Origin of the sequence: Bradyrhizobium sp. MOS002, from assembly GCF_003020115.1 — a bacterium.
Taxonomy (GTDB): domain Bacteria; phylum Pseudomonadota; class Alphaproteobacteria; order Rhizobiales; family Xanthobacteraceae; genus Bradyrhizobium.
Genome location: NZ_PYFX01000027.1, coordinates 1 through 21,147, shown reverse-complemented (window position 1 = coordinate 21,147; position 21,147 = coordinate 1). Strand labels below are relative to the sequence as shown.

At 64.4% G+C, this 21,147-nt stretch carries 15 protein-coding genes, 1 tRNA gene and 2 pseudogenes; 7 read left to right on the top strand and 11 right to left on the bottom strand.

Annotated features, from left to right (window positions below):
* Positions 1 to 4 precede the first annotated feature (4 nt).
* From fdhF to mobB, 7 genes are all read right to left on the bottom strand, one after another.
* On the bottom strand, positions 5 to 2,773 hold the full coding sequence (gene fdhF, locus C7G41_RS34350; protein WP_106946682.1) for a formate dehydrogenase subunit alpha: 2,769 nt from the start codon (positions 2,771 to 2,773) through the stop codon (positions 5 to 7).
* On the bottom strand, positions 2,770 to 4,479 hold the full coding sequence (locus C7G41_RS34345) for an NADH-ubiquinone oxidoreductase-F iron-sulfur binding region domain-containing protein (protein WP_106946681.1): 1,710 nt from the start codon (positions 4,477 to 4,479) through the stop codon (positions 2,770 to 2,772). Before C7G41_RS34345 ends, fdhF begins: the two co-directional genes overlap by 4 nt.
* A gap of 246 nt (positions 4,480 to 4,725) precedes the next feature.
* Positions 4,726 to 5,013, bottom strand: coding sequence for a hypothetical protein (locus C7G41_RS34340; RefSeq protein WP_106946680.1), 288 nt, complete (start codon positions 5,011 to 5,013; stop codon positions 4,726 to 4,728).
* Positions 5,014 to 5,105: 92 nt separating this feature from the next.
* Positions 5,106 to 6,761, bottom strand: a complete 1,656-nt coding sequence (locus C7G41_RS34335; RefSeq protein WP_106946679.1) for an OFA family MFS transporter — start codon at positions 6,759 to 6,761, stop codon at positions 5,106 to 5,108.
* Between the two features lie 320 nt (positions 6,762 to 7,081).
* On the bottom strand, positions 7,082 to 7,345 hold the full coding sequence (locus tag C7G41_RS34330) for a sulfurtransferase TusA family protein (RefSeq protein WP_106946678.1): 264 nt from the start codon (positions 7,343 to 7,345) through the stop codon (positions 7,082 to 7,084).
* A 78-nt stretch (positions 7,346 to 7,423) separates the two neighbouring features.
* Positions 7,424 to 8,680, bottom strand: coding sequence for a gephyrin-like molybdotransferase Glp (gene glp, locus C7G41_RS34325; protein ID WP_106946677.1), 1,257 nt, complete (start codon positions 8,678 to 8,680; stop codon positions 7,424 to 7,426).
* A gap of 9 nt (positions 8,681 to 8,689) precedes the next feature.
* Entirely contained in the window at positions 8,690 to 9,217 is a 528-nt protein-coding gene (gene mobB / locus C7G41_RS34320; RefSeq protein WP_106946676.1) for a molybdopterin-guanine dinucleotide biosynthesis protein B, read from the bottom strand.
* Between the two features lie 202 nt (positions 9,218 to 9,419).
* Here mobB and fdhD point away from each other — a divergent pair, with 202 nt between their 5' ends.
* Positions 9,420 to 10,310, top strand: coding sequence for a formate dehydrogenase accessory sulfurtransferase FdhD (fdhD, locus tag C7G41_RS34315; protein WP_106946675.1), 891 nt, complete (start codon positions 9,420 to 9,422; stop codon positions 10,308 to 10,310).
* Positions 10,255 to 10,932, top strand: a complete 678-nt coding sequence (gene mobA / locus C7G41_RS34310) for a molybdenum cofactor guanylyltransferase MobA (RefSeq protein ID WP_245446848.1) — start codon at positions 10,255 to 10,257, stop codon at positions 10,930 to 10,932. Before fdhD ends, mobA begins: the two co-directional genes overlap by 56 nt.
* A 7-nt stretch (positions 10,933 to 10,939) precedes the next feature.
* On the opposite strand, the pseudogene C7G41_RS34305 reads toward mobA, so the two are convergent.
* From C7G41_RS34305 to C7G41_RS34295, 3 genes and pseudogenes are all read right to left on the bottom strand, one after another.
* A pseudogene (locus tag C7G41_RS34305) lies at positions 10,940 to 12,890 on the bottom strand (molybdopterin biosynthesis protein).
* A 12-nt stretch (positions 12,891 to 12,902) separates the two neighbouring features.
* Positions 12,903 to 14,008: pseudogene (locus tag C7G41_RS34300) on the bottom strand (molybdopterin-binding protein).
* A gap of 54 nt (positions 14,009 to 14,062) precedes the next feature.
* Positions 14,063 to 14,896: a substrate-binding domain-containing protein gene (locus C7G41_RS34295; protein ID WP_106946672.1), complete on the bottom strand. Its 834-nt coding sequence runs from the start codon at positions 14,894 to 14,896 to the stop codon at positions 14,063 to 14,065.
* A gap of 399 nt (positions 14,897 to 15,295) precedes the next feature.
* Between C7G41_RS34295 and C7G41_RS34290 the strand changes: the two genes are divergently transcribed.
* A complete protein-coding gene (locus C7G41_RS34290) occupies positions 15,296 to 16,189 on the top strand; it encodes a helix-turn-helix transcriptional regulator (RefSeq protein ID WP_106946671.1) in 894 nt (297 codons plus the stop codon).
* Positions 16,190 to 16,288: 99 nt separating this feature from the next.
* Positions 16,289 to 17,533: an ABC transporter substrate-binding protein gene (locus C7G41_RS34285; protein WP_106946670.1), complete on the top strand. Its 1,245-nt coding sequence runs from the start codon at positions 16,289 to 16,291 to the stop codon at positions 17,531 to 17,533.
* Between the two features lie 135 nt (positions 17,534 to 17,668).
* Here the strand turns inward: C7G41_RS34285 and C7G41_RS34280 are convergent, their stop codons facing one another.
* Positions 17,669 to 18,646 carry a TAXI family TRAP transporter solute-binding subunit gene (locus C7G41_RS34280; protein WP_106946669.1) on the bottom strand — a complete coding sequence of 326 codons (978 nt, stop codon included), beginning with the start codon at positions 18,644 to 18,646 and terminating at the stop codon, positions 17,669 to 17,671.
* A 107-nt stretch (positions 18,647 to 18,753) separates the two neighbouring features.
* Between C7G41_RS34280 and C7G41_RS34275 the strand changes: the two genes are divergently transcribed.
* From C7G41_RS34275 to C7G41_RS38135, 3 genes are all read left to right on the top strand, one after another.
* On the top strand, positions 18,754 to 19,728 hold the full coding sequence (locus C7G41_RS34275) for a tripartite tricarboxylate transporter substrate binding protein (RefSeq protein WP_199198764.1): 975 nt from the start codon (positions 18,754 to 18,756) through the stop codon (positions 19,726 to 19,728).
* Positions 19,729 to 20,107: 379 nt separating this feature from the next.
* A tRNA-Ile gene (locus tag C7G41_RS34270) sits at positions 20,108 to 20,183 on the top strand.
* A gap of 669 nt (positions 20,184 to 20,852) precedes the next feature.
* On the top strand, positions 20,853 to 21,147 hold a 295-nt coding region (locus C7G41_RS38135), incomplete at its 3' end, for a hypothetical protein (protein ID WP_210205409.1).

The window sequence follows — 21,147 nt, the reverse complement described above, 5'->3', positions numbered from 1 at the left end:
AATTCTACTCCGCCGCGTCCCGCATCTCGGCGCGCTCGGCCCTGGCCGCGCAGAACTTGAACTCCGGAATCTTGCCGAACGGATCGAGCGCCGGGTTGGTCAACAGATTGGCCGCCGCTTCCGCGTAGCAGAACGGCATGAACACCATATTCTCGGGAACGTCGCGGTCGGAGCGGACCTTGACCTCGACCGCGCCGCGGCGGGTCTCGAGCCGAATGAAATCGCCGGGCGCGAGGTTCTTCCTGTGCATGTCCTTTGGCGACATGAAGGCGACCGCCTCGGGCTCGATCTGGTCGAGCACCTGCGCGCGGCGGGTCATGGAGCCGGTGTGCCAGTGCTCCAGCACGCGGCCGGTCGAGAGCACCATCGGATATTCGGCGTCGGGGATCTCGTCCGGCGGGATGACGTGAGCCGGCACGATCTTGCCGCGGCCGCTCGCGGTCGGGAAGCCCGTGGTGAAGATGATCTCGTTGCCGGGAACGTCGGGACCGTCGACGGGATAGGTGACCGCGCCCTCGCGAACCAGCCGCTCCCAGGTGATGTTCTTCAGCGACGGCATCAACTCTGCCATCTCGGTGAAGACATCGCCGGGACCGGCATAATTCCAGGGAAGGCCCATGCGCTTGCCGATCTCCTGGATGATCCAGAGATCCTGCCGCGCATCGCCCGGCGGCTTGATCACCTGGCGCGCGAGCTGCACGCGGCGATCGGTGTTGGTGAAGGAGCCTTCCTTTTCGGCAAACGCCGAGGCCGGCAGGATGACATCAGCGTGGAATGCGGTCTCGGTGACGAAGAGATCCTGCACCACGAGATGATCGAGCATGGCGAGCGCCTGGCGCGCATGCTGGAGATCGGGGTCGGACATCGCGGGGTTCTCGCCCTCGATATACATGCCCGTGATCTCGCCGGCATGGATCGCGTTCATGATCTCGACCACGGTCAGGCCGCGAACGGGATCGATCTCCTTCTGCCAGACCTTTTCGAAATTCACGCGCAGATCGTCACGGCCGACCGGCTGATAATCCGGCAGGAACATCGGGATCAGACCGGCGTCGGAAGCGCCCTGCACGTTGTTCTGGCCGCGCAGCGGATGCAGGCCGGTGCCGGGGCGGCCGACCTGGCCGGTGATCAGCGCCAGCGCAATCAGGCAGCGCGCATTGTCGGTGCCGTGGACATGCTGGCTGATGCCCATACCCCAGAAGATGATCGACGATTTTGCCCGCGCATAGGTTCGCGCGACCTCACGCAGCGTCTGCGCCGGGACGCCGCAGATCGGCTCCATCTTTTCCGGCGTGAACTCCTTGATCTTCTCCTTGAGGTCCTCGAACCCCTCGGTGTAGCCCGCGATGTACTGATCGTCGGTCAGCCCTTCGGTGATGATCGTGTGGATCATCGCGTTCAGCATGGCGACGTCGGAGCCCGGCTTGAACTGCAGATGCTTGGTCGCATGGCGCGACAGCGTCTGCCGGCGCGGGTCCATGACGAACAGCTTGGCGCCGTTCTGCTTGACCGCATTCTTGATGAAGGTCGCGGCGACCGGATGATTGACGGTCGGGTTGGCGCCGATCACGATGATGACCTCGGCGTCCATCGCGGCCGAGAAAGGCGCCGACACCGCGCCCGAGCTCAGGCCTTCGAACAGCGCCGCGACCGACGAGGCGTGGCACAGACGGGTGCAATGGTCGACGTTGTTGGAGCCGAAGCCGGTGCGCACCAGCTTCTGGAACAGATAGGCCTCCTCGTTGGAGCCCTTCGCCGAACCGAAGCCGGCCAGCGCCTTCACGCCCTTCTCGTCGCGAATCTTGACGAGGCCCTTGGCCGCGATGTCGAGCGCTTCTTCCCAGCTCGCTTCCCGGAAATGCGTGAAGGGATTGGCTGGATCGACCTGGTCGTTGGAATCCTTCTTCGCATTCGGCAGCCGCACCAGCGGCTTGGTCAGGCGATGCGGATGGTGGATGTAGTCGAAGCCGAAGCGACCCTTGACGCAGAGACGGTTGTGGTTGGCCGGGCCATCACGCCCTTCCGCATAGATCACCTTCTCGTCCTTGACCTCATAGGTCACCTGGCAGCCGACGCCGCAGAACGGGCAGAGCGAGTCCACCTTCTTGTCGGCATAGACGACGCGCGTTTGCGCCTCGTCGAGCATTACGGCCGGCATCAGCGCTCCGGTCGGGCAGGCCTGCACGCATTCGCCGCAGGCGACGCAGGTGGACTCGCCCATGGGATCGTCGAAATCGAACACGATTTTCGAGCCATGACTGCGATAGGCCATGCCGATGACGTCGTTGACCTGGACCTCGCGGCAGGCGCGCACGCACAGGCCGCACTGGATGCAGGCGTCGAGATTGACGCGCATCGCCGGATGGCTGGCATCGGTCGCCCAACGCTCGGCGGCGGGGAAGCGGCTCTCGGTGACGCCAGTGGTTTCGGCCCAGTGCCAGAATTTGGACTCCGGATCGTGCGAGGTCTCGCGCGCCGGCTGATCGGCGACCAGCAGCTCCATGACCATCTTTTGCGCGGAAACCGCACGCGCGCTCTCGGTCTTCACCTTCATGCCGACCGATGGCGTGCGCTTGCAGGAGGCCGCAAGCACGCGCTCGCCCTCGATCTCGACCATGCAGGCGCGGCAATTGCCGTCGGGGCGATAATCCGGCGCGGGCGAATAGCACAGATGCGGAATCTCGCGGCCCTGGCGTTTCGCGACTTGCCAGATCGTCTCGCCTGCATTGGCCTCGACCTGCTTGCCGTCGAGCTCGAACGTAATCTTCGTCATTCGGCCGCTTCCTTGAACTCGTCAGGGAAATATTTGATCACGGTGGCAAGCGGATTCGATGCCGCCTGTCCAAGCCCGCAGATCGAGGCATCACGCATCGCCTGGCTCAATTCGTCCAGGAGAGCGCGGTTCCAGACCGGTTGCTGCATCAGGACCGCAGCCTTCTGGGTTCCGACGCGACACGGCGTGCACTGGCCGCAGCTCTCGTCCTCGAAGAACTTCATCAGGTTCAACGCGGCCGCGCGCACGCTGTCCTTTTGCGACAGGATCACGATCGCGGCAGAGCCGATGAAGCAGCCGTATTTTTCAAGCGTGCCGAAATCGAGCGGGATGTCGTCCATCGACGCCGGCAGTATGCCGCCGGACGCACCGCCCGGCAGGTACGCGTAGAACTGGTGGCCGTCGGCCATACCGCCGCAATATTCATCGATCAGCTCGCGCACGGTGATGCCAGCAGGCGCGAGCTTCATGCCGGGATTCTTGACGCGACCCGAGACCGAGAAACTGCGCAGGCCGTGCCGCTCATGGCGGCCGTGGCCCTTCCACCAGTCGGCGCCCTTCTCGACGATGTCGCGCACCCACCACAAGGTCTCGATGTTGTTGATCAACGTCGGAAGGCCGAACAGACCGACCTGGAATGGATAAGGCGGCTTGTGCCTCGGCAGGCCGCGCTTGCCCTCGATGCTTTCCAGCAGCGAGGATTCCTCGCCGCAGATATAGGCGCCGGCGCCGCGGCGCATGTGCAACGTCGGACCGCCCGGCGGGAGCTTTGCGATCTCACGTTCGAGGATTTCGCGCGATGCCGGATATTCGTCGCGCAGGTAGATGTAGATATCCGAGGCCTGCACCACATGCGCGCCGATCAGCATGCCCTCGAGAAAGCGGTGCGGATCGCTTTCGAGATAGACGCGATCCTTGAACGTGCCGGGCTCGCCCTCGTCGCCGTTGATCGCCATCAGCCGCGGGCCGGGTTCACCAAGCACCGCGCGCCATTTGCGTCCCGTGGGGAAGCCGGCGCCGCCGAGACCGCGCAGCGAGGCGTCGTCGAGCGCCTTCAGCAGGTCGTCCGTCGCCAGTTCCCCCGAGCGCAGGCGATTGAGCAGCTTGTAGCCGCCGCCGGCGACATAGGCGTCATAGCCGATATACTTGGGCAGATGCGCGTGGGTGTCGCCAGCCTTCGCCGCCGCCATGACATTGGCAACCGTGGCGTGGTCAACAAAGTTGTGTCCGACTTCCGCGGCAGGCGCCGTATCGCAGCGACCGACGCAGGGCGCACGCACCACGCGGATGCCGGGACCGGACGCATCTTGCAAATCGGCGAGCAGCTTCTCTCCGCCCAGCATCGCGCAGGTCAGCGAATCGCAGACGCGGATCGTCAGCGGCGCGATGTCGGGCTCGCCTTCCTTCACCACGTCGAAATGCGCGTAGAAGGTTGCGGTCTCGAACACCTCGGCGAACGCGAGCCTCATCTCGTCGGCGAGCGCGGCGAGATGGGCGGCCGAGATCTGGCGATACTTGTCCTGGATCAGATGCAGATATTCGATCAACAGGTCGCGCCGCCGCGGCCGATCGCCGAGCAGCTGCTCGATCTCGTGCGCGGCTGTGGGATCGACCTGCCGTCCCTTGGGCGTGGATTTGGCGCGCTTCCGTCCCTGGCCCGGATGCTCGAATTCTCTGACCTTGTGAACGTCGTCGTTGCTGCTCATGGAGACGTCGCGTTCTCTTCAAATGCGTGATGAGTTCAGGGCGGATCGCCGAAGCGATCAGCCTTCGTTTCCCGATTCGATCAGCGGCACCGCTGGTTCCTGCGTCCCGCCGACCAAGCCAAATTCGACGCAACTCTAGTCTCTGGTATGCCAGATGCAAAACAATTTAGAGTGACTCTAGAACGATTTAGAAGGCAGGCGGTCGCCCGCCATGCCTCTCACATACGCGCCGGGCGGAACCCGATCTCAGGTCTTGCTCATGCACTCTTCGATGTAGAACCAGCGGTCATCGCCGGCGAGGCCCTTGGCTTTCACGTCGGCGCGGCAGGCCTTGAGCTTCGGCTTGTTGGCTGCCCATTTCGCCTTCATGTCTTTCAGCTTCTGCATGGTGAGCTTCATCTTGCCAGGCTTGGCTTCGGTCGTTGCAGCAGGCGCCGCCGGTGTCGTCGCCGTCTGCGCGGATGCGGTATGAAGACCAGCGACGAGCAACACGGCCGCAAGGCAAATTCGAAGGCAAGTTCGGGTACGAATCATTTCAATCCCCCTAAGTCCCATTCTTGATGAAATCTGAAAGGCCAACGAAGCGGGACGCCTGATGAGCATCCCGCTTCTGTCTCGACGGCGGATCAGAAGATCTTGACCGCACTCTCCAATGTCTTCCAGACACCCCAAAGCAGGGGAACGCCGACGAAGGCCCAGAACATCGCCGCCTTGGCGTCAAGCCCGCCAAATCCGATGCCGTAGGAGCCGTGCGGTCCCGCGGCGGCGGCGCTGGCGCTTGCCGCCTGCAACTTCGCGACATCGGCGTCCTTCATGTGCCACTTCGAATCGACCGGCTTGATCAGGTAGTTGCAGATCAGACCTGCGATCAGCATCGCACAGAGGATGTACATGGTCGTGTTGTAGAGCTGATCGCGCGGCACGCCTGCCGCGAGCTGAAACTCGCGGATGTAGTTGACCACGACAGGGCCGATGATGCCCGCGGTGGACCACGCCGTCAGCAGCCGCCCATGAATGGCGCCGACGAACTGGGTTCCGAACATGTCGGCGAGATAAGCCGGCACGGTGGCGAAGCCGCCGCCATACATCGACAGGATGATGCCGAAGCCGAGCACGAACAGCAGCTTCGAACCCATCGCCGCAAACGTCGGCGCCAACGCGTAAAGCACGATGCCGAGGATGAAGAACGTATAATAGGTGTTCTTGCGTCCGATCTTGTCCGACAGCGATGCCCAGAAGAAGCGGCCGCCGATGTTGAACAGCGACAGCAATCCGGCGAAGCCCGCGGCGATCGCGGCGATCTGCGCCTTCTGCCCGGCATCGAGCGCATTGAAGCCGACGTCAGGCAGGCCGATCAACTTGCCGCCGAAGATCTCCTGGAGCATCGGCGAGGCCATGCCGATCACGCCGATGCCGGCCGACACGTTCAGGCACAACACCCACCAGATCAGCCAGAACTGCGGCGTCTTGTGCGCGTCGTTGAGATGAACGTTGGCCTTCGAGATCATCGCGTTGGCCTTCGACGGCGCGGTCCAGCCCTCGGGCTGCCAGCCGGGCGGCGGCAGGCGATAGCGGAACGCGCCGATCATCATGAACACGAAGTAGATGACGCCCATCGTGACGAAGGTCTCCCAGACGCCGACCGAGGTCGGGGTCTTGAAGTAGTTCATCAAGAGGTTGGCCAGCGGCGCGCCGATCATGGCGCCGCCGCCGAAGCCCATGATGGCCATGCCGGTCGCCATGCCGCGGCGGTCCGGGAACCACTTCACCAGCGTCGACACCGGCGAGATATAGCCAAGGCCGAGACCGATGCCGCCGATCACGCCCGAACCCAGCCACAACAGCCAGAGCTGATGGGTGTAGACCCCGATCGCACCGAGGAAGAGGCCGCCGCACCAGCACAGCGCCGAGACGAAGCCGGCCTTGCGCGGGCCTACGCGCTCCAGCCAGCCGCCCCAGACCGCAGCCGCGATACCGAGCAGCACGAAAAAGAGCGTGTACATCCATCCCATGCTCGCGACCTTCCAGTCGCAGCTGGTTGTGAACAGCTCCTGAAACAGCGACATGTCTGCGCACGCCTTCGGCGCGGTCACTCCGATCGCGCGCGACAGCGGCAGCCAGAACACCGAGAAGCCGTAGGCCATGCCGATGCAGAGATGGATGCACAAAGCGGCCGGCGGCACCAGCCAGCGATTGAACCCGGCGGTCGCGATGGTCCGCTCGCGATCCAGAAAACCTGCGCCGGCACCCGAAAGTGTTCCAGCGCTCTCGATGGTAGACATGCATTCCTCCCCTAAAGCCGCCCTTCTGAACGGCCTGCCACGACGGTCCTGTTCCTCAGCCCTTGCAGCGCAGCCTTTGTCCCTGCTGCTCCGCACAATGATCGACGCGCGCCAGGATCGTCACGCGCGTCCGAGACGTTAAACCCCTAACCTTGGGGGCTATGCCCGACGCCACGGCCGGGCTTCTTTCGATGGCCCATTTGCTCCGCATATCGCAGGCAAGACTCGACCTCCGCGTCTCGGCGGAGAAAGTCAATTGGGGCAGAAGTGATGATCGATGTCGATAGACAAAAGGTAGGTATCAAGCGAGTGACCGCCGGCTAAGTGGGCGCCGCACCATTGATATTTTCTATCGAGCGATCGGCCTTCTCTATCAAGAATACGATGCGCGCGTCGTTGCGCTCGGTGATCTCCACCGTGTCGCCGGTCTCTCGGATCAGGTTCGGAATGTCAATCACCGACAGAGGATCGGTGCAGTGCACTTCGAGCTGATCGCCCGGCTGCAACGGCTTCAGCGCTTTGCGCGTCTTCAGGGCGGGCAGCGGGCATTTCAGTCCGGTAAGATCGAGCGTCGTTCTGGTCATCGGCGCAACATGGCGGGAGGGGTCGACGGCGTCAACGCCAAGGCAGTGCCAAGACAATGCCAAGACAATGCCGAAGCCTCAGAGCAAATCGGCATAGGACAAGAAACCCACGCTCTGCCCCGGCTCGACACGCGTGACCGCCTCATCGAGTTCGATGAGGCCGTCGGTGTCGACCAGCGAGGACAACAGCCCGGCCCCCTCGCGTGGAAACTTGATTGCCTCGAGTGCGCCGTCCTGCGTGCGCCGCATGGAGGCACGAACATATTCGCGCCGGCCCGCCTTCTTCTTGTAGGTGAATGCCGCGCGCACCGGGATCGGCAACAGCGGCTCCGGCAGGCTGCCCGCAAGCGCCAGCACCGTCGGCCGCACCACATGCACGAAGGTGACGAAACTCGCGACGGGATTGCCCGGCAATCCGATCAGCGGCGTGCCGTCGATGATGCCCATCGCCACCGGCCGTCCTGGTTTGATCGCCATCCGCCACAACACCAGCGAGCCGATGCTATCGACTGCCGCCTTGACGTGATCCTCCTCCCCGGTCGAGACGCCGCCGGTGGTGAGGATCAGATCGTGCGTGCCTGCGACTTGCTTGAGGCCATTCGCGAGCGAAGTCCGTTCGTCGCGCAAGATGCCGAGGTCGCTGACGTCGCAGCCGAGCCGGCGCAGCATCGCCATCAGCATGAAGCGGTTGGAGTCGAACAGCTGCGAGGCCGCGCGCGGCTCGCCGGGCGAGGCCAGTTCGTCACCGGTCGAGAACACCGCGACGCGGATGCGCCTGACGACGTCGAGCCTGACAAGGCCGAACGCCGCTGCGAGCGCGACATGTTGCGGGAGCAAGCGCTGGCCTGCGCGCAGCGCGATGTGGCCCTGGGGGATGTCCTCTCCCGCAGGGCGGACATTGGCGCCCGGCTTCAGCCCCGGCGGCAGCACAATTCGGCCGGCATCATCGACACGGACATCTTCCTGCATGAAGACGGTTTCGGCATCCGGCGGCATCGGCGCGCCGGTGAAGATGCGCGCGGTATGACCGGCCTTGATCGGCGCCAGGGCCAGACCGCCGGCCTGGATGCGGCCGTCGAGCGGGAGCGCCCGCTCGGCGCTGTCCGGAAGATCCGCGTTGCGCACGGCGTAGCCGTCGACGGCGGAATTGGTGAACGGCGGCAGCGGCAGCGGCGCCGCGATATCGCGGGCCAGCACGCGCCCATCAGCATCGATGAGCGCCACGGTTTCGAGATCGACAATCGCGTTGACGCGCGTCGTGATCAGACCAACGGCCTCGTCGACCGACATCATCGGTCCGCCGAAGACAAAACAATCGTCCGACAGTTGCGCCATGGTGCCTCGTCAGCGCATCGCGGCGCTTTTCGCGACCGCTTCCTCGACCGGCATCGCCGCGCGAAGCAGCAATTCCGCGGCTGCGGCGATATCGTCGAGATGGACGGTCGGCAGTCGGGTTTCAATGGCAACGTCGGCCGCGATCCCGAAAATTCCGGGATCATCGGGAAACAGCAACGGCTTGTCGTTGGCGGCGCGATGCACCTCGATCTTGCGATGCGGCTCGCGCTTGAAGCCCTCGACAATGACGAGATCGACGGCCGACAATTTGCTCAACAGTTCCGGCAGACGCGGCTCCGCCGCCCCGCGCAATTCGTGCATCAGGGCCCAGCGATTTAACGAAGCAACCAGCACCTCGGCGGCGCCGGCCTCGCGATGGCGCCAGGAATCCTTGCCGGGCACATCGACGTCGAACAGGTGATGCGCATGCTTGATGACGGAGACGCGCAATCCCAGCGCATTGAAATGCGGGATCAGCCGCGTCAACAGCGTGGTCTTCCCCGCGCCGCTCCAGCCTGCAAGGCCGATGACTTTCATTACAATGTGATCTCCGCCAGCCGCATTGCGGGGCTGGAACCGCCCGTTCCGTCATTGCGGGCGCAGCGAAGCAACCCAGAGTGCCTCCGCAGATAAATTCTGAATTGCTTCGCTGCGCCCGCAATGACGAGAAGAGACATTTTCGCTTTCCACCGCCATGCTTATATCGGCTTGACCCGAATGTCATGCTAACGTCGCGGCCATGATGAAGATCGACACCGCTCCGCCGCCCCTGATCGTCCCTGACACCGACGACCCGCGCCTCACCGAGAGCGTGACCGGGACCGACCAGTCCGGCGCCAGGATCGAGATCAAGGTGCCGGTGGAGCGCCCGCTGACGCTCTACCTGAATTCGCAGGAGATCGTCACCATGATGACGATCGGCGACTATCCGGAGTATCTGGCACTGGGCTATTTGCTCAACCAGAACATGCTGAAGTATAATGACGCGGTCACCGAGGTCGAATACGATGACGACCTCCAGGTGGTGGTGGTGCGCACCGAACACCACACCAATTTCGAAGCCAAGCTGAAGAAGCGCACGCAGACCTCGGGCTGCGCGCAGGGCACCGCCTTCGGCGATCTGCTGGAGGCGGTCGAGAGCGTGGCGTTGCCGAAGGCGGAGCTGCGTACTTCCTGGCTCTACCAGATGACCCAGACCATCAACACCATGCCCTCGCTCTATCTGGAGGCCGGTGCGATCCACGGCTGCGTGCTGTGCAGGGAGGGCGAGCCGCTCTGCTACACCGAAGATGTCGGCCGTCACAACGCCGTCGACAAGATCGCGGGCTGGATGTACCGCCACGGCGTCGATGCCTCTGACAAGATCCTCTACACCACGGGACGGCTCACCTCGGAGATGGTGATCAAGACGGTTCGCATGGGGATTCCGATTTTGGTGTCGCGCTCCGGCTTCACCGCCTGGGGCGTCGATCTCGCCCGGCAGGTGGGCTTGACGCTGGTCGGACGCGCGCGCGGCAAACGGTTCATCGCGCTGTCGGGGGCAGAGCGCATCGTCTACGACCAGAACCTCGCTTATGTCGAGGAGGAATCGGCCAAGCACAAGCGCAAAGGTGAAGGTGGTGACGATTAGCTTTCCGACCACGCAAGGCGTGCTGCTCGCCGGCGGCCTGGCGCGGCGCATGGGCGGCGGCGACAAGCCGATGCGCACGATCGGCGGCCGCACCATCCTGGAACGCGTGATCGCGCGCCTTTCGCCCCAATGCAGCGGGCTGATCCTCAATGCCAACGGCGATCCCGCCCGCTTCGCCGCGTTCGGTTTGCAGGTCGTCGCCGACGACGTGCCCGGCTTTCCCGGCCCGCTCGCCGGCATCCTTGCCGCGCTCGAGTGGACCGCAGCGAACCGGCCCGAGGTGGAATGGGTGCTGAGTGCCGCCGGCGATTGCCCGTTCCTGCCGCGCGATCTAGTCGCGCGCTTGCATGAAGAACGCATCGCGGCGACTGCCGAGCTCGCCGTTGCGGCATCGGGCGGCCAGTCGCATCCGGTGATCGGCTTGTGGCGCGTTGGCTTGCGCGACGAACTGCGTCACGCGCTGGTGGTCGAAGACCTCCGCAAGATCGACCGCTGGACCGCGCGTTATCCGCTCGCGACCGTGACGTGGCCGACCGAGCCGCTCGATCCGTTCTTCAATGCCAACACGGTCGAGGATATCGCGGAAGCCGAGCGGCTGGCCGCACTGGACGCGGCGTCCTAACCAAGCTCTACGCCGGCCGAAATCCAGCCCGCTCCAGCGCGGCGCGCGCTTCGTCCGAGCTGAGTGCGGCGAGAAAGGCCTGCACTGCCGGCCTCTGCTTGCGTGCTGCGACCAGCGCGAAGTCGTAATGTTCCTCCGCCAGCGGAATGAAACCGAGACCGACCGCATGAGCGACCGGGGCAATGGTCATGCCCCAGTCGGCGCGGTGCTGGGCGACGGCCGCGGCCACCGCGTTGTGCGAGCGTGGCTGGTTCCAATAGCCTTCCGGGCGCGCACCACCGAGCAACCGGTCGATCAGGATGCGCGTGCCGGCGCCCTGATTGCGGTTGACCATGATGCAGGAGGGATCAGCGAGCGCCGCGACGACGGCGTCCTTCGCGCTGTGGCCTTCGAAACGCTTGTCGCCCTTGCGGAACACGATGCCCTGCATCCGTCGCCAGCCTGGCACGAGCTCGAGTCCTTCGACGAGATAAGGCGTATTGTAAGTCTCGCTCTTGTCGTCGAACAGATGGATCGGCGCCAGATCGCATTCGCCGCGCCGTGCCGCCGCAAGTCCGCCGAGACTGCCGACCGCGATCGAACGCACGGTCAGGCCGGTATGCGCGAGTTGCGCCGTGACGAGATCGAGCCCGGTACAATGGCTGCCGACGATGACGAGATCGGGCACCCGCACGTGCGGCGTGAACAGAGTCACCTCGGCCTCGGTCCCGGCCGGCATCTGGCCGGCGAGCGCGTCGATGCGCAGAAAACCGTCGGCCTGCGCGAACGACGTGATCGCACCGGACCCCTTGCCGGAGGGATAGGCGATCAAGCCGTCCTTGCCTTCGACCAGCGAGACCATGACGAATTCGGTGCGGCCGAGCTCGGACGCAATGCGCACCGGCACGGTCGCGTTCACCTTGGCATCGGAGCGCGGCGGCAGTCCGGCCATTTTGCGCAGCACCGGCACGATCATGTCGTGAAAGGTGAACATCGCCGAGGTCGGAAAACCCGGCAGGATCACGATCGGCTTGCCGTCGCACACCGCAAGGCACAGCGGCTTGCCGGGCTTAAGCGCAATGCCATGCGCGATGATGCCCGGCTGGCCGAGCCGGCCGATGATGCGATGAGAGAGATCGCCCGCGCCTTTCGATGTTCCGCCGGAGAGCACCAGCATCTCGGCGTCCGCCAGCGCACGCCGCATGGCGGCTTCGAGCTGGGCTTCGTCGTCGGGAATGGCGCCGAGGAAAACCGCCTCACCACCGTTCTCGTCGATCGCAGCAGTGACGATCGCGCCATTGGTGTCGTAGATCGCAGCGGGCGCGAGCACCTCGCCGGGCTGAACCAGTTCGTCGCCGGTGGAGATCACGGCAACACGAGGTTTGCGCACGACGCTCACCTCGGCAAGACCGCAAGCCGCCAGCATGCCGACCTCGCGCGAGCCGATAATCGTGCCGGCGCGCAGCAGCGCCTCGCCGCGCGCGATATCGGATCCTGCGTAGGATATGAATTGCCCGGGCGAGGCCGCGCGACGGACGTCGATCGCACCCGATCCCGCCGGCTGGGTATGCTCGACCATGACCACGGCATCGGCACCGCGCGGCAGCGGACCGCCGGTGGCAATCGGCGTTGCCGTTCCCGCCGCCACTTGCAGCGCTGGTACGGTGCCGCAGTGAATGGTCTCGCCATTCAACCCGAGGCGAACCGGCGCGCGTTCGCCGGCTGTCGCAAGGTCCGCCGAGCGCAGCGCAAAGCCGTCGACATTGGAACGGTCGAACGGCGGCACGTCGATCGGCGCAGTGATGTCTTCGGCGAGCGACGCACCGAGCGCAGCACCGAGTTTGCGCATTTCGCTTAAAAGAGCGCGCGGGAACAGCGCGGCCTCGAAGCGAGCCAGGGCCTCCTCGTGGGAAAGGATTTTGAGGAACTGTTTCCTGTTCGAGCGCGCTGCGGACTTGCGATTGCGGGATCATGATCATGCTAAACCCATATCATTCCCACATCAGATAGGCATCGACGGGCGCGCCCGCAGCAAATCCCTCGTGACTGGCGGGAACAAGCAGCCATGCATCCCCGCGGGCAATTGACTGGAGCGGCCATTCTCCTACCGCAAGCGGCACCCACGCATGTTGTTCCTCGGCCAGCAGGACCATTTCGGCGATGCCGACGCTGGATGCAATTTTGCGCGCGAGCGGCAAGGCAATCTGTCGGCGCGGCAGCCGCGCTGACAGCCGGTCGACGAGCGGCAGCACGAGCGCGAGCCAGACCGCAAGCGCATGATCCGGCGATCCGGGCAAGGCGACGACAGGAATGGTTCCGAGCCGCCCGATCGCGGCGGTGCGTCCGGGCTGGAGCGCAAGACCATGGGCGATCACATCACCACGCTGGGCCAGCGCCGTGACCGCTGCATCCTTGCGACCGACACCGCTGCCGCCGATCGTCAGCAGGAGATCGCAGGTAGGCGTACCGAACGCCGCCGCGATCGATCCCGCGTCTCGCGCGCCGGCCTCGCTCGTTTGCACATCCAGCCCTGCGGCGCGTGCGATGTCCGCGATCAAATGCATAGTCACCGTTGTACCTGAGACATTGACAATGCGCAGCCGCGGACGGCGCACGCTCAGCCGGTCCAGTCCGGCGGCACGCGCGAGCAACAGAGCAGCAGGACCGACCGGATACCCCTCTGCCGCGGCAGGCGTTCGTCCGTCGATGTCGCTTCCCCCACGCCTGACGCCCTGCCCCGGCACGCCTTCCGCCAACACCTGGGCGAGCGGACCAGACACCTCGACTGCGTCGGCATCGAGCACACAGTCGCATCCCGCCGGCATCGCGTCGCCGGCTTCGACCCAGGCGGGCGCTGTTGCGAGAGGCAGCGGTGAATAGGAGGACGCGCCGACCAGATCATTGGCGCACAGCGCCCAGCCGTCCGTGGCAGCGACGTCACAAGACGGCAGGGCCGCGAGCAGCGGATTGCCTGCCGCGATGCAGCCGGCCGCTTCAGTCAAATGCAACTGCACGGCGCGAGCGGATCGAGCCCTGTCAGCAACGCGGCGAGCGCGGCGTCGAGCGGCGTCAGCGATGGCGGCAGGCGCTGGGTCATGCGCCATGGTGGACCATGCATCGCCCGGTTTGGCAACCGCCGGCGATACGAACGTCAGCCGCCCGACTTGTCCGCATTGGGGAAGAACAGCTGTTGTCCGTCGACCTTGTATCCGGCGATCGCCGCCTGCCCCTCGGGCGAGATCAGCCAGTCGATGAAGTCTTGCCCCAGCTCCTTCTTGACGTTCGGAAACTTCGCGGGGTTGACCAGCATCACGCCGTACTGATTGAGCAGCCGCTTGTCGCCTTCGACGACGATATCGAGGTCGCCGCGCTCCCGAAAAGCGATCCAGCTGCCGCGGTCGGACAGCACATAGGCGTTCGCCGTGCGCGCTGCGTCGAGGGCGGAGGCCATGTCCTGCTTGGCTTCGCGATACCAGGCACCCTTGGTGCGGGCGATGTCGATGCCGGCGACGATCCAGAGCGCGAGCTCCGCGGCATGCGCGCCCGAGCCGTCTCCGCGCGTCACGAACGGCACACCCTTGGCCTCGATCGCCTTCAGCGCGGTCGCGATGTCCTTGCCCTTCACGCCGGCGGGATCGCTCTTCGGCCCGATCAGGACATAGTCGTTGTACATCACGTCGAAGCGCTTCGCGGCAAAACCGTCGACGACGAATTTCTCCTCCTGCGGCCGCGCATGCATCAGTACGACGTCGACCTCGCCCCTTCGTGCCCCGTCGAGCACCTCGTCGGCCCGCCGCGCGATCACGGTCACGTCGATGCCGGTCTTGTCACGGAAGATCGCCAACAGGTCATCGAGCAGGCCGGACTCCTGCGTCGCTGAGGTCGTGGCGAGCACGATCGCGCGGTCCTCCGCGGATGACGCCGCAACGCCTGCGGCGAGGCCGCAGAGAAGCGCGAGTGCAACGGAGAGGCGGCGGACGACCATGATCGGGTTCCCATTGGCTACGACGCGATCATGATGATGCTCGATTGCGCCGCACTCGTGACGCGTTTGCTCGTTGCAGCGGCAGATGCGGACAACAACAGATAGAGCACGGGCCCAGCCACTACCGGCGGCGAACCTTGCCTCCGCGTCGGGCACCGACGATTCGGGAAATCTCGGCAACGCGCGGAGCGGCACGCCGATTGCTGTTGCGCGCGACAGCCGCAAGATCCGTTCAGCGCGAGCGATTCAGGATCGTTCACCAAAGCAGGGATCGCGCGTGGGGATGTGTTGCAAAGCAACGAGATGATCGGGCATGGTCGTGGCGGACAAAACTTGAAATGCAGAATTCCACCTGCGCCGAACTCCAAAAAGAAGCAAGAATTTGCATAGGAATGCAGGATGGAATTCCTGACGACCAGCGAAGCCGCCGACTATCTTCGGCTTGGCGAACGCAAGCTTTACGAACTCGTCACGACCGGTGCGATCCCCTGCACCAAGGTGACCGGCAAATGGCTCTTTCCGCGGCACGCGCTCGATCTCTGGGTGCTGTCCGGACTGGCGCGCCCGGCCGGCATGCTGATCGCCGAGCCGCCGCCGGTCGTCGGCGGCAGCCAGGACGAGCTTCTGGATTGGGGTCTGCGCGAATCCGGCTCGGGCCTGGGATCGATGAGCGAGGGCAGCGCGCGCGGGCTCGAGCGCTTGCAGCGCGACGAGGTGATGGCCGTGGCGGTGCACTTCCACAGCCTCGATGCCGACGGCAATCTCGCCGCCGACGCCAATGCGACGGTGCTGCGCGACGCTCCGGACCTGCATGATGCATTGCTGGTCGCGTTCGTGCGCCGCGAGCAGGGTCTCGTGCTGCCGCCGGGCAATCCCAAGCGGCTGCCCGGCCTTTCCGACGTGCTCGCGCTCGAGGCCAGGATGGCGATGCGGCAACAGGGCACGGGCGCGCAGATGCTGCTCGATGTGCTGCTCAAGCGCGCTGGCGCCTCGACGCGCGATTTGCGCCGGATCGAGACGCCGGCCCTGACCGGGCCGGATCTCGCCGAGATCGTCCGCGCGGGACAAGCCGATTGCGGAATCGCGACGCGTGCGTCCGCGCGCTCGGCCGGCCTCGATTTCGTGCCGCTGGTCTGGGAGAATTTCGACCTCGCGATGCGGCAGCGCAGCTATTTCCGCCCCGCCATGCAGGGCCTGATCCGGTTCCTCAGCGAAAGGCGGTTGCTCCAGCGCGCCGGGGAGCTGACCGGCTACGATCCCTCGCCGGCCGGACAAATCCGCTTCGCCGCCTGACGTTGACGCCCGCCCCCAAATAGTTGCAAAAGAAACCAATTCAGCCGGGCCATACCCGGGGGCACACCGGCTAACGCGCCGGATCAGGGGAGGACAAACGTGAAGCCAACAAGATTTGGACCGCCGGTCGCTGCCGGCTTTGCAGCGACGTTCCTGGCGACGACGTTCCTGGCGACGACGCTGCTGCCGGGCGCCGCAATGGCGCAGGTGTCCGACGAGGTCGTCAAGATCGGCGTGCTCACCGACATGAACGGTCCGGCCTCGGCGCCGACCGGCCAGGGCTCGGTGACGGCGGCGCAGATGGCGATCGACGATTTCGGCGGCACCGTGCTCGGCAAGCCGATCAGCATCGTCGTCGGCGACCACCAGCTCAAGGCCGACATCGGCGGCGCGATCGCACGGCGCTGGTACGACGTCGACCAGGTCGATCTGATCGTCGACGTGCCGGTCTCCGCGGTCGGGCTCGCGGTGCAGAACATGGCCAACGAGAAGAAGCGGCTGTTCATCACCCACTCGACCGGCACCGCGGATTTCCACGGCAAGTTCTGCTCGCCCTATGCGATCCAGTGGGTGTTCGACACCCGCGCGCTCGCGGTCGGCACCGCGGACGCGGTGGTCAAGCGCGGCGGCGACAGCTGGTTCTTCATCACCGACGACTATGCCTTCGGCCATTCGCTGGAGCGCGACGCCTCGGCGGTGGTGACCGCCAATGGCGGCAAGGTGCTGGGCTCGGTGAAGCCGCCGCTGGCGACGCCCGACCTCTCCTCCTTCGTGCTGCAGGCGCAGTCCTCCAAGGCCAAGATCATCGGCATCGCGGCGGGTCCGCCCAACAACATGAACGAGATCAAGACCGGCTCGGAGTTCGGCGTGTTCAAGGGCGGCCAGCAGATGGCGGCGCTGCTGGCGCTGATCACCGACATCCATGGCCTCGGCCTGCAGGCCGCACAAGGGCTGTTGCTGACGACCTCGTTCTATTGGGACATGGACGACAAGACCCGCGAATGGTCGAAGCGCTATTTCGCCAAGATGAACAAGATGCCGTCGATGTGGCAGGCCGGCGTCTATTCGAGCGTGATGCACTATCTCAATGCCATCAAAGACACCGGCACCGACGATCCGCTCAAGGTCGCCGCCAAGATGCGGGAAAAGCCGATCGAGGATTTCTTCTCCCGCAACGGCAAACTGCGCGAGGACAATCTGATGGTGCACGACCTCTGGCTGGTGCAGGTGAAGACGCCGGAGGAAAGCAAATATCCGTGGGACTATTACAAGATCCTCACGACGATCTCGGGCGACAAGGCGTTCGGTCCGCCGGACCCGGCGTGTGCGATGGTGAAGAAGTGACGATCGCTTAAGGCGAACGTCATTCCGGGGCGGTGCAAAGCACCGAACCCGGAATCTCGAGATTCTCAGGTGCGCAAGTGCGCACCGGAGGTCGCGCCGTGCGCGCCCCGGAATGACGGTCGCTTGTTGCGACCGTCACTTCACCACCCCGATCTCGCGAAAATACTTCATCACGCCGGGGTGGATCAGCTCGGGCTTCGGTGCGGCGGCCACCGTGTTCGCGGCCGTGGTCTCGCAGGCTTGCGCGAGCTGCTTGCAGAATGTCGGCTCGACATGGTGAAGCGTCTTCGCCAGGCGATAGGCGACATCGTCGGGCAGATCTTCGCGCGTCAGCACAAAGCTCCAGGACCCCAGCGAGGCAATCGGCTCGGACTGGTTCGGATAGCTGCCGGCCGGCACGGTAAGCGGCTTCAGGAACGCGTGCTTGGCGCGGATGCGCGCGATCTCCTCGGCACTGGGCGCGATGAAGCGGGCGCCTGACGCGCTCGAGGCCACCGCCGCGAAGCCGGGCCAGCCGATGCCGGCGCCCCAGAGTGCTGCGACGCGGCCATCCTCGACCATGGCGGGGCCGTCGCCGGCGCGGTCGAGATAGATCGCCTTGAAGTCCTCGTCCTGCCTCAACCCGAGACCATCGAGCACATAGCGCGCCAGGATCGGCAGGCCCGAGCCTTTGGCGCCGAATGCGACGGGCTGACCGACGAGATCGCGAATGGTCCTGTAGGGACTGTCCGCGCGCACCACGAACATGCCGGGGTTGGAATAGATCGCGGTGAGGATCTTCAGCCGTACCGGCGCGCGGCCGATGCCGGCGAAGGCTTCATAGGCCGGCTCGCCCGCGACCAGAGCGAGATCGAGCTCGCCCTTCTCCAAGAGCGGAATGTTCTCGTTGCTGCCCTTGGTGTTGCGCGGGGCGATGATGGCTTGCGGATCGGCCGCGTTCATCGCTTGCGCGAAGGCGTTGCCATAGAGCGGAAAGCCGCCGCCGGGCGTCGCGGTGCCCAAGCTGATCGTCAGGCTGGGTGTCGTGGTCGGAATGGCGTTGCCTCCGGTTTGAGCAGCGGCGGGGCTTGAAAGCAGCGCCGCACCGAGAACAAGGGTGATCGCGAATCTCATGGTCGGTCCCGGCGGGGGCGCGTCAACATCGACTTGCGGCGATGTAGGCAGCGCCCCGATTTTGTGAAAGCATGCAGCCCAACGACAATAGAACAATGGGAGGCGTCATGTTGCGAATTTTGCGTAACAGTGTTTTCGGGCTGGTTTTCCTTTCAACGCTGTTGGGCGCCGCACCTCCCGCCTCCGCCGCTTATCCCGACCGTCCCGTGCACTGGATCATCGGCTTCTCCGCCGGCGGCCCGGTCGACATCGTGGCGCGGATCATGGCGAACTGGCTGTCGGACCGCTTCAGCCAGCAGTTCATCGTCGAGAACCGCGCGGGCTCCGGCGGCAATCTCGCGGCCGGCGCCGCGATCAATTCGCCGCCGGACGGCTACACGCTGCTGTTCGTCGCGCCCAACAACGCGATCTCGACCTCACTGTACAAGAAGCTGCCGTTCGACTTCCTGCGCGACACCGTGCCGGTCGCCAGCATCATGCAGCTCACCAACATGCTGGTCGTCTCCAACGCGTTTCCGGCAAAGACGGTTCAGGAGTTCATCGACTACTGCAAGGCCAATCCCGGCAAGATCTCCTTTGCCTCGTCCGGCAACGGCACCTCGGTGCACATGTCGGCGGAGCTGTTCAAGGTGATGACCAAGTGCGACATGGTGCACGTGCCCTATCGCGGATCTGCGATCGCATTCCCCGACATCATCTCCAACAAGGTGCAGCTGATCTTCGACAACCTGCCCTCAGCGATGGAGCAGGCCAAGGGCGGCAATGTCCGCGCGCTCGGCGTCACCTCGCCGCAGCGCTGGCCGAGCGTGCCCGATGTGCCCGCGATCGCCGAGACCTTGCCCGGCTTCGAATCGGTCGGCTTCTACGGCATCTCCGCACCGAAGGGCACGCCGCAGGACGTGATCGAGATTCTCAACAAGGCCGTCAACGAGGCACTGAAGGACCCGAAGCTGGTCGCGCGCCTCACCGAGACCGGCGGCATCCCCAAGCCGATGACGCCGGCCGAGTTCGGCAAGCTGGTCACCGACGAGACCGAGAAGTGGCGCAAGGTGGTGGAGTTCGCCGGGGTGTCGGTGGACTAGCGGCGGGAACTGCCACGAGCCTGCAGCGCGCCAACGGGACATTGGAGGGGATCGGAAGACCCCCTCCCAACAAAATGTGCGAAAACAACCCCATGCACAGTAGAAAGATCTAGGGATCACAATGGGTTACAGAATTGAAAACCGAACCCCCTGGCGCGATTGCCAGAGGGCGGAGGCGAAGGCTCGGCGAGGTGGCCTTGCGCCGTCGGGCAAAAAAGGACTATAAGGGCATCATCGCCAATTTCGGTTATTCAAAAACCTTGGCCCTTGCCGCACCGGCGTTTCCAACCGCCGGAGCCAGCATTGCACCCCCGCCTCCGTCCCTGTAAACGAACCGCGCACCGTTGCCGGCCGCTGCTTTCGCGGCCGTCTCGCGGCGGGGCCTGTAGCTCAATGGTTAGAGCCGGCCGCTCATAACGGTCTGGTTGCAGGTTCGAGTCCTGCCGGGCCCACCAATAGATCAATGGTTTTGTCGCGCCAAATTTGGTCCGAGTCGATTCCAAACGATCGTGAGTCGATTTCCAAAGAATCATGAGTCGATTTCGCCGATTTCCGAAAAATCGTGAGTCGATTTGCTGGATTAAGTGATTGGCCCGGCCGTCGCCGGCTTCGGGTGCCAGGTGGAGAAGCCTAAGATCGGCAAACGGCAATAACCCGGTTAACCAATGGTTACCGGGTTATTGCCAGAAAAAGGATTTGAAAACGGACCGATGTAGGTCACAAGCGGACTTGCTTATTCTCGCACATCCGGATCGGGCACTGGTCCTCAAAGTCGAGTTGCCCAACGCGTTCGGCATTGACGCCTTGGAACACCGGTTCGATGCTCGGAAATCGGAGCCGCCCGCCGACTTCCCGCCGCCACTCCGGGAGCGCAGGTCGAGTACGATTCCGCCTCAATCGTCTCTACCAGTCTCGCCGAAAACCGTCCTCGGAACCCACGCACTTCAGTCCGCCGCCGCCAAAAGCACCCTATTCGCTTGCCTCAGAAAACGCGACTCCGATGTTCTGACAATATGTCAGCTTCGTGCGTCGACCCGGGATGGGACGGTATCTATTCAAATGTTAGCGATCCGCTCATCTTGTTCCTCTAGCCTCCTTCGAGGATGGGGAATGGGGCACGATCGGTGAGTGGAATCCCGGCCAAGCGAGCCGCAAAATCGAAAAAGCACGTCAGCACGGCCGCACCGGCGACGAAGAAGGATTCGGAATCCAAGGCAAGACGGACCACGCCCAAGCACAACATCAGATTGGCGGACCTCTTCCTCTGGATCACCGTGGTCGACGAGTGCCAAATCCATCCCAGGAACGGCCTCGAAGAAGCCTCCAAGTGTGTTTCGGCATGGAATAAGGACCCCGTTTTCGGGGTGATCGGCATTAAATCGGGACCCCGGGATAAGGGTCCACAGTGGCTTCCATCGA